We start from the raw sequence: 6526 nt of genomic DNA, 5'->3' as shown, positions 1-6526 counted from the left end.
GATTGAATTGCTTCTTTAGGCGGGGCGCGCGGTCGAGCTTTGTCCCGTCTAAAACTGCCTTGCGCGAGCGGCGTCCGGTTAATAAGGCAAAGAGAACCCTAGCAAAAGCCCGATGGGCGCCCCGGCGGGACAGAGCGATACTGCGTATCGCTTAATCAGCTCAGCCCAGTTCTTGGTGCGCGCCGGGGAAATCTTGTCAAAACACGCAAGCGAGTTTTGACAATTTCCCTCTTTAGGCGGCGGCGCGCGAGCTGGGCATTGCCCCGGCTGGAACTGTTCTTTCTGTGAACAGAAAGAACCAAAGAAACTTTAGACGGATGCTGACGCATCCTAAAGCTGCCGGCGGCCTTAACCAACGCGACAGCCTTGATCCAACCCTCCGTCCGCGCCTTAAGAAAGAACGATTTCGACCCAAAAAAGCACAATTACCATGCCAAAAGAAGAAAAAGAGATGAAAAATCGCTCGATTTTTAATATATTAGCCCCGTATTATCCGTTGCTCCGTCGCCGCAGGCCGGTCGACAAAAAGGCATAAAAATTGATAAGGAAAATCCGGCGGATAATCGCCACAACAACGATTGTAAGATCAACGTGTTTCAGGAACAACACATCCAATAACAGATGAACCACACACTACGAACACTCGGCGCTACGCTCGCAGCAGGGATCTGTTTCGGCACCGCGGCCGCGCAGGAGACCACGCAACAGGCGCTCACGTTGCAGGAGGCCATCGAACTCAGCTATCGGCAGAGCCCGGTCCTGGAGGCACAGCGACAGGCACAGGAAGCCGCCGTGCTGAACCGGAAATCCGTATGGGGACTCCGGATGCCGCAACTCGGAATCGGAGCCGCCTACACCTATATGTCCAAGGACATCAAGGCTTTCGACCTGAACAAGGAGAAAGAGGCCGCTTTGCAGGCTATCGGACAGCTGCCGCTCCCCTTTCCGATCCCGGGCGAAGTCATTCAGGCGGTACAGGGACTCGACCTGAGCCTTACGCTCCAGAAGAAACAGTTCGCTACCGTAGGGGCTACGGCAGCCGTACCTATATATATGGGCGGCAAGATCAACGCAGCGGTGAATGCTGCTAAGATCGGCGTCGAAAAGAGCGACCAGGAGGCGGCGAAGGCACAGACCGACCTGTTCGCACAAGTCGTCGAACGGTATTACGGCCTCTCGCTGGCGCATCACATACTGAAAGTCCGCGAAGAGGTCACGGAAGGGATGCGGAAACACTTGGATGACGCTATCAAGCTGGAAGCCAACGGGATGATTGCATCGACCGAAAAACTCTACGCCGAAATGTTCCTCGCTAAGGCGGAGGGGGAACAGACCGCTGCCGGTCTTCAGATCGGAACCATCAACCGCGCGCTCGGCGCTTCGCTCAATCGCGAGGGAAACTACCTGCCGATTACGGCATTGTTCATCGTCGACAGCCTGCGACCGCTCGACCATTATCTGGAACGCGTCAGACAGAACAGCCCGATTCTCAAACAGGTCGAGCTGACCCGCCGGCTGGCCGAAGAGGGGGTGCGGGCCGCACGGGCCTCTTTCCTGCCCGAGGTGGCGGCGATGGGGGCGGTCAATGCGTGGGACTGGCAACTGACTCAGCTGGCACCGAGGTGGATGGTGGGAGCCGGCGTGAAATTGCGCATCTTCGACGGCTTGGGGAGCGAATACAAACACGCTTCGGCGAAACGGCAGGTGCGACAGGTCGAAGCCATGCAGGTGCAGGCGGAGAACGACCTGATGACCCTGACCGAAAAACTCTATAACCAACTCAAAAGCTCGGCGGCGGAGGTGAATGCCTTGCAGGCGACGGTGGCTTTCGCGGAATCGTACCTCGACGCCAAACAACGCGCTTTCAGCGAGGGGATCGCCCCCTCTTCGGACGTGGTGGACGCGCGGATGAACCTCGCCAAAGCCAAGGTGGAACGGCTCGCGGCGGCTTACACGTTCGACGTGACGCTGGCCCAGCTGCTGGCGCTGGCCGGCGAAACCGAAGCGCTCGGAAGCTACATGTATCAACCCGACTTCCGGACGATCGACAACGACTAACCTTTACGATCATCACTCTCAATCCCTTAGGACTATGAAATCGAAAGTATATACCATTGCGCTCATCATCATCGCGACGATCACGGTGGTGGCATTCATCGGGTGGTTTGTGCTCAAACCCGCTCCGTACATCATGCAGGGGACGGTCGAGGCGACGAGCTACAAAGTGTCGTCCAAAGTACCGGGCCGGGTGGACAGCCTGACGGTCAAACGGGGCGATGCGGTGCGGAAAGGCCAATTCCTGTACGGCATCAGTTCGCCGGAGGTCTTCGCCAAACTGACTCAGGCGGAGGCGGCGAAGGATGCTGCGACGGCTCTTCAGGACAAGGTGGATGCCGGGGCTCGGAAACAGCAGATCCAACAGGCTTACGAAATGTGGCAGAAGGCGTTGGCCGGGCTGGATCTGGCTCAGAAAACATACGATCGGGTGAAAAACCTGTACGATCAGGGGGTGGTGCCGGCTCAGAAATTAGACGAGGCGGAGGCGAACTTGCGGGCGATGAAGACGACGGCGACGGCGGCAGAAGCGGGGTACAGCATGGCCAAAGAGGGGGCTCAGTGGGAAGAGAAGGCAGCGGCCAAGGCGCTGGTGGCACAGGCGGGCGGAGCGGTGAGCGAGGTGGAGTCGTTCGTGACGGAGACGCGCCAGTTCGCGCCGGTGGACGGAGAGGTGTCGAGTGTGATCTCGGAAAACGGCGAACTGGTGGGGACGGGCTATCCGGTGGTGACGGTGGTCGACCTGAAGGATTCGTGGGCGGTATTCAACATCAAGGAGACGCTCTTGCCCAAAATCAAGCTCGGAACGAAGTTCGATGCCTATTTCCCGGCGCTGGACAAAACCTATGAAATGAAGGTGACTTACATCGCGGCGGAGGCGTCGTATGCCACGTGGGCGGCAACGCGCACAAGCGGCGAGTTCGATGTCAAAACGTTCGAAATCCATGCCCGACCGATAACGCCGATCGCTAATCTCAGACCGGGAATGTCGGTCACGGTGGATTATAATAGCTTATAAACCATTCGTTTGATCCGTGTCTACCCGCAGGGAACCGTACCTTTCTTTCAAGAAAGGTACCCAAAGAACTTTCATGATAGCTACGCTATGCCTTAGGCTCCGCAGTCCTCATTCTCTGTGACTGCTTTTGGGTTGGGGCAACGGCGCGCATGGGGTTTAGCTCGCATTAGCGCGCCGTTTGCTCCCGACCCAAAGAAGAGTCCGAAAACCGGGCCGCCGGCAGCTTTAGGATGCGAAGCATCCTTGAAAGTTTTTCTGGTTCTCTTTGTTCACAAAGAGAACAGTACCATACAGGGCAAAGACAGATAATCGAACTGTTAAATACAATGACCCGCATGGGACCATTCAGGAAGAGCATACTACGCGAGATCAGGCGTTTCGGGCACAGCAAAGTACTCGTGACCGCCGTCATCGTGTTGCCCGCCGTGATGAGCGTACTCTACAGCCTGCTTTTTGCGAAAGGCGTGATCGACGACCTTCCCGTCGCCGTGTATGACGGCGACAAGACCGAGCTGTCGCGGCAGCTGATCCGGATGGTAGACGCCACCCCGGCGGCAGCCGTGACCCTGCACGTCAAGAGCATCGAACAGGGTCGGCACGCGATGGTACAAGGGCTCGTGAGTGCCGTACTCGTGATTCCGAAAGGCCTGCAAGCCGACATCTACGCCGGGCACGGAGGCGCGCAAGTGACCGCCGAAATCAGCGGAGCCCAGATTCTGAACTCCGGGATGCTGCGGCGCGACATCACCACCGTGCTGCAAGCCTTCAATATCGGCGTCGAGACCCAGCTGTTGGGAGCCCGCGGGATTCCGCAACGGAAAGGATATGCCATGGCCTACCCTATTCCGTTCGAAAAACACGTTCTGTTCAATCCTTACGGGAGCTATGCCTACTACCTGCTGCCGGGAGTGATGTTCCTCGCCTTGATCGTGACAGTCGCGATCGTGACAGTCTATGTGGTGGGGATCGAGCTCAAGGAAGGGACGGCACCCGAGTGGATCGAGACGGCCGGGGGGAGTGCGACACGCGCGCTGGCGGCTAAATTGGCGCCTTATCTGCTGATGTTCTGCCTCATCTCGGTGCTGATGAACACACTGCTCTACCGGTTTCTCGGGATGCCTTTCCACGGGCATGCCGCGGTGATTCTGGTATTGGGGAACCTGTTCGTTATTCTGGCCTACATGGCCATCTCGGTCATGCTGGTCGCCTTGACGGCGAACACACGCTTCTCGATGTCGATCGCCGGCGGGTTCGCTACAGCTTCGCTCTCGTTCTGCGGGCTTACCTTTCCCGCGCTGGGGATGTATCCGGCAATTGTCGCTCTGTCGAAACTCTTTCCCTACACCTTCTTTATCGACCTCTTTATCGAACAGAGCCTCCGGGGAGCTCCGCCGGCGCGGTCGCTGGGCGACCTGGCGGCTATGGGGGCATTCGTCGTCGCCATGGCGCTGTTGATGCCGAGACTCAAACACATCGCGTTGAACCCGAAATACTACGGGAAAGATTGATGCCATGAAAAAATTCTGGGAAATAACGAAAGCCGAACTCGTCTCGATCTTCAAAGACGGAGGCGCGATGCTGATCCTGTTGGGGGCTATGCTGATCTACGGAACGATCTACCCGTTGGTGTATGCGCCTCAGGTGGTGCGGAAGTTTCCGGTAGCGGTGGTCGATCTGGATCACACGGCACGCAGCAGGGAGCTGACGCGGATGCTCGACGCCACGCCTCAAGCGGCGGTGCGGTACGAGGCGGAGAGCTTGGAGGAGGCGAAGTCGCTCTTCTTTCATCGGAAGGTCTACGGGGTGCTCTATATTCCGAACGGGTTCCAAAAGCGGATTCTGGCGGGCGAACAGAGCTATGTCAGCTTCTATGCGGACGGGGGTTACTTCCTTTTGTACAGCGACTTCCTGAATGCGGTGAGCAACGTGGTGATTACGGCGGGGGCGGAGGTGCAGATGGGGACTTTGATGGCTACGGGACTGAATAAAAAGGAGGCGGAGTGGATGGCAAGGCCGGTGGATTACCGGGTGAATGTGCTCTACAATCCGGGGGGAGGATACGGGACGGCGATTATGCCGGGGGTGCTGGTGCTGATTTCTCAACAGTTGCTGCTGGTGGGGATCGGCTTGGTTTGCGGAACGTGGTACGAACGGCGGATGTGGCACCGGTTCAGGGGTTATGGATCCGGGCGGTTGGTATTGGGGAAGACGCTGGCCTATCTGATTCTTTACGTGCCGTTGATGCTCTATATGTTCGGTTTCCAGTATAAATTCTTCGACTATCCGATGAAGGGGAGCCACTGGTCGGTACTGGCGGTTTTCGTCCCTTACCTGCTGTCGATCATCTTCCTGGGGCTGACGATCGGGACGTTCTTCAAACGGCGCGAGAGCTCGATGCTGGTGATCGTGGTGACGTCGGTGATGTTTCTGGCAGTGAGCGGCATCACGTGGTCTACGGTGGGGATGCCGCAGTGGATGTATGCTTTGGGTCGGATGATGCCGTCGAGCAACGGGATGAATGCGGTGGTGCGGATCAGGACGATGGGGGCGACGCTGGCGGATGTGGGGCCGGAGTTCATCACGCTGTGGGTGCTGACGGGGATTTACGGCCTGACGGCGCTCTTGGCGATCGGGAGACGAATGAGGCGATTGCCTATGCTGGAGGTGCCGGCGTCGTTCTCGGAGACGGAGCTGCCGGCGGTGGTGGAACAGCAGCAGGAAAAGACGGAATAACGCCCCTTTCTCACTGACTTTTGTTTTTGCCGGCTTTTCCGCCGGCATTTTTTATTTGTCTGATCTCCGCCCCGGGCTGTCGCGAAAGAGCTGACGGGAGGCAGAAGAGTGTCGGCGATAGTGGATTCGGTTGGTCTTCCGCCACGAGCAGCATCAATGGGGTGTTCTTGAGTTTTGGCGCGACGTACCTCTATACCAGTTACGCTGATTACCGCGGTTACGGTCTTCAGTTGCGTTGTCTCTCGGAATAAACGCCGCGGGCCCGCGGGGGCAAGGGGCTGGAGCTACCCTAATTAGGTGACTCTACCCTATTTTGAGTTGAATCTTGCGGTTCGTAGAACCGCGCGGGCCGGACCCTCCCCCTCGGGAGGCTCGCAAACTCACTACGTTCGTTGCGTTCCGCCCGGGCGTCCGACTCGTTTGGCAATGCCCAATTCTTTCGAGTTCGGGCCGCGCGCTCCCCGGATGGGCCAAAGGCCCAGCGCGCAGGCCCGGCGGTTCTACGAACCGCAAAAGCACAGCCCATTCGTCCTCGGCGCGCCCCCCACGCGCCGCTAATGCATCGCTCTCGCCGAGGACGGCGATTCTCTGAATCGCGCTATTCGCTCTCGGCCTATAGTAGTTCGCCGCCAGCAGTGAGCAGCAACGAGCACCGACGAGTTGCAGCCCTCCGCCTGCCGGGGCGGCGGACTGCGCGATCCAAAGGGTCGCAAACAGCTC

Annotated in this window: 4 protein-coding genes; all 4 read left to right on the top strand. The window is 58.2% G+C overall.

Annotated features, from left to right (window positions below):
- Positions 1-621: 621 nt before the first annotated feature.
- The 4 genes from QZ302_RS08050 (at position 622) to QZ302_RS08035 (ending at position 5806) form a co-directional block, all read left to right on the top strand.
- Entirely contained in the window at positions 622-2058 is a 1437-nt protein-coding gene (locus tag QZ302_RS08050; protein ID WP_294594302.1) for a TolC family protein, read from the top strand.
- A 34-nt stretch (positions 2059-2092) separates the two neighbouring features.
- Complete coding sequence (locus tag QZ302_RS08045) at positions 2093-3073, top strand: efflux RND transporter periplasmic adaptor subunit (protein ID WP_294594301.1); 981 nt, start codon at positions 2093-2095, stop codon at positions 3071-3073.
- A gap of 335 nt (positions 3074-3408) precedes the next feature.
- On the top strand, positions 3409-4581 hold the full coding sequence (locus tag QZ302_RS08040; protein WP_294594300.1) for an ABC transporter permease: 1173 nt from the start codon (positions 3409-3411) through the stop codon (positions 4579-4581).
- Positions 4582-4585: 4 nt separating this feature from the next.
- A complete protein-coding gene (locus tag QZ302_RS08035) occupies positions 4586-5806 on the top strand; it encodes an ABC transporter permease (protein ID WP_294594299.1) in 1221 nt (406 codons plus the stop codon).
- The last annotated feature ends 720 nt before the right edge of the window (positions 5807-6526 follow it).

This window comes from uncultured Rikenella sp. (genome assembly GCF_910579375.1).
Classification (GTDB): domain Bacteria; phylum Bacteroidota; class Bacteroidia; order Bacteroidales; family Rikenellaceae; genus Rikenella.
Note: the sequence above shows the minus strand (reverse complement) of the source record. Positions and strands in the feature narration are given on the sequence as shown.